At 57.3% G+C, this 5,360-nt stretch carries 3 protein-coding genes; 2 read left to right on the top strand and 1 reads right to left on the bottom strand.

The features are described from left to right. A partial coding sequence (gene uvrC, locus H1Y01_RS11070; RefSeq protein WP_219341459.1) for an excinuclease ABC subunit UvrC occupies positions 1 to 1,344 on the bottom strand: 1,344 nt, incomplete at its 3' end. A 13-nt stretch (positions 1,345 to 1,357) separates the two neighbouring features. Between uvrC and H1Y01_RS11075 the strand changes: the two genes are divergently transcribed. Both H1Y01_RS11075 and H1Y01_RS11080 read left to right on the top strand, forming a co-directional pair. Then, positions 1,358 to 1,741, top strand: a complete 384-nt coding sequence (locus tag H1Y01_RS11075; RefSeq protein ID WP_180540582.1) for a tetratricopeptide repeat protein — start codon at positions 1,358 to 1,360, stop codon at positions 1,739 to 1,741. Between the two features lie 231 nt (positions 1,742 to 1,972). Next, the coding region (locus tag H1Y01_RS11080) for a hypothetical protein (RefSeq protein ID WP_180540583.1) at positions 1,973 to 5,360 on the top strand (3,388 nt) is incomplete at its 3' end.

Here is a 5,360-nt window from a genome sequence, read left to right on the forward strand (position 1 = left end):
CTCGAACATGCTCGCGAAATCGTCGTTCCCTTCCACGGTGCGGATGATGAACTTGCGGTAATCCGCCTTTTTCATCTTGCCTTCTTCCCAGACGACCATGCTGGCTACTTTGTTGGTCCCTTGAATATGCGAGATGTCGAAGCATTCAATCCGGTGGGGCGCGGACGAGAGACCGAGGGTCTCCTGAAGCGCTTCATAGATAGCTGCCGCGGCCGGCTTGCGGATGCGGAAGCGGGCATCGAATGAATGCTTTGCATTATTCCGGGCGAGATCCAACATGGCTTTCTTCTGGCCGCGCTGGGGCGTGAGTATCTCGACCTTTCGGCCGCGCTTCTCGGTCAGAAGCTCCTGCATGACTTCGCGATCTTCGAAGTCAACCGGGACGTGGATAATCCCGGGTACGTACTGTTGATCGAGGTAGATTTGCAGGAGAAGACTAGATAGAAACGCCGGTTCTTCAAACTCGACTTGATCTTCCCAATAGAACTCGCGCCGGTCCACGATCTGTCCGTGGCGCAGGTGAAACAAATTCACGGCAACCAGCGGAGGCTCGGCATGCACGGCGAAGATATCAGCATCATCGCCCGAAGCGGCGGCCATCTTTTGACGCTCGTCCATCTCTTCTACAGTCGAGAGCAAGTCTCGCCATGACGCCGCTTCCTCGAAACGGGTGTTGGCAGCCGCATCCTGCATCCGGAGCCGCAGTTCACGGGCGAGCTCGCCGGTGCGCCCGTCCAGAAACATGCGGACGTCCCGCACGGCCCGCGCGTACATCTCTTCGGTCGTGAGGCCCTCGACGCAGGGTCCCAGACACCGGTGGATGTGATACTCCAGGCAAGGCTTCGGGTGGAACCGGGTCAGATCGACTTTGCACGATGGAATCTTGAAAAAGCGGTGAATAAAGTGGACCAGGCGATGCGCCAGATTGCCCGGGAAAAAAGGTCCGAAGTAGGTGCTGCCGTCTTTTATTAACCGCCGCGTAACATACACGCGGGGGAAGCGTTCGTGGGTCAGCTTGATGTAAGGGTAAGTCTTGTCGTCGCGGAGTAGGACGTTGAACCGCGGCTGATACTGCTTAATCAGGTTGTTCTCGAGAGCGAGCGCTTCTTTCTCGTTGTCGACCAGAATGTAATCGACATCGCGGGCTTCCGCGATCAGCGTTCCGGTCTTCACATCATGCAGGCGGTCGGCGTTGAAGTAGCTGCGAACGCGCGCTCGGAGACTCTTGGCCTTGCCGACGTAAATCACCTTTCCGGCGGCGTCTTTGTATAAGTACACGCCGGGCGCAAGCGGCAGTTGAGCAGCCTTTTCGCGCAGAGTTTCAGGGGGTACTACGGCGGGCAATATACTTCTAATTATGGCACTTCTCGTTGTTTTACTTGGCTTGGGATGGCCGGCGCAGACCGCGCCGCCGGCTCCCAAACAGGATCAAAACATCCCGGAGGAGGACGCGGCCGTAAAACCGAAAGATTACACTTTTAACCCGCTGCAAGCCGTGCATGAATTGAAAGCCGGCGACTACTATTTCCATCGCGGCAAATTGCCCGCGGCCGCGGCGCGATATACCGAAGCTACGCGATGGAATCCGCAGAATGCGGAAGCCTGGTTCAAACTCGGCCTCGCCGAAGAAAAACAAGACGACGCGAAACAGGCCAGGATGGCTTATGAAAAGCTGATCTCTCTCGAACCGAATTCAAAACGGGCGAGCGAGGCCCGGAAGCATCTGGAACAGCTGCATTAGTCTGAAAACTTTACAAATTTCATAGCCGCTCCCGGCGCAACTACCTCAAAACGCGAGGGTTCAGAAGAGTTACCGCAGGCGGCAAATCCCACCTGCCGTGTAAGTATTCACACATCGAATCGCGGGGGAAATATGACTGCAGCATTTTCGCGCGTGATTTCCGTGCGCGCGCTTTGCATCCTTGTGCCAAGCTTGTTTGTTCCAGTTTTGTCAGGTGCTGCAAGCCCGGTATTGACCATCGCAGTCGCGGGAGTTACGAATACACAAGCGATCCTGACCTATACGGCGCCAAACGCCGAGGCGTGCTCCGTGCAAGTAAGTACCAACTCAAACTTCGTTCCACTGGCTTATGACGTCGATCCGACTAAGTTCACGGGAGCGAACCTGGACAGCCGCGCGGAGATCGGATCGCGCCTAACACGGGTCTTCGTGATCGGGGCGCGGGTAGCGCAGCGCGCTTCGGATCAAAACTTTTACTCTCGCGCGCTGCAACAGGGGACGCTCTATTACTACGCCGTTACTTGCCCCGGCGGAGCCTCCGGCAGCGGCCAATTTACTACCGCCACTCTCGCCTTCGGGGACTCTTATGCGGATCCGCTACCCGTCGATCCGACGAATCCGGGTGAATACGCCTGGCCGACCCTGAGCCTGACGGACCGGACGCAGCAGATCGTGGATCCGCAGACCGGCGTGTTGCTGCGCCGCATGTCTTTGCCCGAGGATCGGAATCTGCCGACGACGAAAGCGGCCTTCGGCAACGTTCGCACCACCGCATGGGCGAACGGCTCCGCGGCCCTGAGCAACACCGATGGAAAAGCCTCGGCGACCATTACCGGAAGCTCCGCCCCGTTGCTTCTGCTGCCGCAGAATAACGTGACTTTCTACGGGTACATCAACGACTTCAGCGGAACTCACGGGAACAACAACGCATTTCTGAACTGGTTTCAGGTAACTCTAAACGCGGCTACATCGAACAGCGGATGTGCGACTAACCCCACTGCGAATTGCAATATTCAGGTTTGCCTCACGATCGATGGGGTGAACTGTAATCCGAACGGTAAGACCTTTTCGCAGGCACTTACTCCGACGCTGACTAACTACACGTTTGGAACCTCAGGCACGGCAATCGACCTCTGGCAGAACGCCGGACAGCGTCCGTTCAACGGAACCGAGATCGCGATCCGGCAGGGAAGCGTGCACTGCACGGGGAGTTCAACCGTAACGTGGGCCGGCGGCGACTACTTTGCGACCTTCTGGACCGCGGGATCGGTGATCACAATCAACGGCATCAACTATCCCATTCAACAGGTGATTAACACTGAAAACCTGCAACTAAGCGGAACTTGCCCCTCCACGGATGGACAATCCGTCGCTTATACCGGGATGAACTTCGGTGTGATCGTGCGGAAACAAACCACTAGTCCGGACACGGTTTCGATCCAATATGTGAGCGCGAATTACGACAACGGTGTTTTTCCCGACTTCGATTACACGGGCGAGTACGACCTGTGCAGTGTAAGTACCGTGGTGGGGCCGACGGGTAACGCGGGCTACAACTGCTCCATGCTGCAAAACGGGCAAGTGTTTTGGGTAGACGGAACGACCGCGGAGGCGCAATTGATCGCGCTAAATCAGGGTAACTTTGGGAGCATTTACACTTCCAGCTGCGGATCGTTTGACTCCATCGTCTTCGACGCGAGCGATCCGGATACCTGGTACTGCGGCGGCGCCTACCCACAGCGGATGCAGTATTTCGGGAGTCATTCCGCTCCGGCCAATACGCTGTTCCCGGGCTACCTGCAGGAACAAGTGAATCTTCCGACGTGTAATTCCCCGAGCTCGCCGACCAATGAGCCGTGCCTCATCATTACCGGACTTACCGGCACTACACCGATCGGGACTCTGATCGCGGCCTTCGATCCGACCTTCGATACCGCGGCGTTCAGCCAGCCGTACCTGTCTCACGTTGAGAACGGACTTCTCGTAATTCGCTGTTGGCGGGGCAACTACGGAAGCATCGGGTGGACGGTGTTGTTCGACCCGAAAGCCACGTCCAACAGTGAGCCGAACAATGCGGGCTGTGTCGGCGGTGGCCGTCCCGGTTGTGTCGTGGGGGCCGTGAAATCGTGGACCGCTCCTGCCGCGCGCTGGTGCGCGTTGAAATCGAACGACCCCATGTATGTGAACGGATGGTCGGCCCTGGGCGGTTACGGATGGGGCGCCTTGGGCAGCGGCCAAGCGGGAATGGGTCCCTACCTTTCGACCGTGAATGACGGGACGGCTTTCAGCACAACTCTGAAAGCTCCAGGCGGTCCGACAACTTGCCCGGCGAACTCATTGGGTGTCAAGGGGACTCAATGTACCACGGTTCGGGTGGATGGTCAGCCTTATAACCCGTACCCTTGCGTAACTTCTCCTCAGGACTGCGGAGGTGAAATAGAGAGCGGCGCGCCGGGCGCCATAGGCAATGCCGCCGTCGGCGATTTCTTTCAGCTGAACGACAACGGAACCGAAACTATGCGTCTGATTGCGATCGGCGGAACTAATAACACCGAGTGGACGTTTCAGCGCGGTTATAACAACGTGATTAGTTCCAGCAGCGCCAATCCACAACTAATCACGCAGTGCAATGCGAATCCGCTCCCCGCGAACGTAAACGGCGGCTCCGAATGGTATTGGAACTACGCAGCGGACCCGCACGGCCTCGACGTGAATGGCGCAACTACCATTGACGACCCTAACGGACTGGAAGCGCATTTCTACATTGAGAATCAGTCGATGGTGAATAGCTATACGCTGGACAAGGCGTGTGGTCCGCCGTCGGCGGTGTGCTATCAGGACCGGCCGTTCCAGTCCATCCCGCAGCTTGTTTCTGAAGGTCCAACCACTGTTCAAACGACCAACCCGGCGTTCAACGGGGTTATTCCGGTATCGTTCGGTAACTGGACCCAATCCCATCCCGCCGGTCCGGGTTGGAGTGCGAGCGGGCAGAGTACGGCCTATTTTTACGATGGCCGGCCGTTCAATGGCGGACCGCTTTCCGGCTCGGCCACGAGTAATGGATCGAACCCCGCGACACTCGTGACCGGAACGCTATGGAAGTTTACCGCGGCTCAGGTTCCGCAGCTTCACCGCAAGATAAATGCGACGTTCGCGTTCAGCGGGTCGAAGGCTCTACTCGATGTGAGTAGTCCGCAGCAGGGGGCGGTCATTACCGGAACCGCAGCCGATCAGTATCAATACTGTGTCGCGGATGTCGCGGGAGAATGCATCAGCGGGTCCGCCGCCGGCGATGTGTATATTAACGCGCCCTATGTGGAGTATCCGTTTTGTAACTTCCCGTCGCAGGCGTCGAATATGGCCGATGAATACGACCTCTGCATCGGAGACAACGGGATGATTTATAACTCCCTCACCCAGATGAACAACACCGTTGTGGACCCGGCGGGCACAAACGAGCGCATGCTGAGTAAAGGACTCTCGCGAGCGCGCATTACAACCGCATTCTGGCACCCGCATGCCCTCGCAGATTCGAAGTGGTTGTACTTTAAGGACGATTATGCGCAGGATATCGGGGACATGATCCTGTTGCTGCAAGTACCTTCCGGTGTCCCGGATT

The sequence above is a fragment of the Nevskia soli genome (assembly GCF_903970205.1).
In the GTDB taxonomy this organism is placed as follows: Bacteria; Acidobacteriota; Terriglobia; order Bryobacterales; family Bryobacteraceae; genus Bog-113.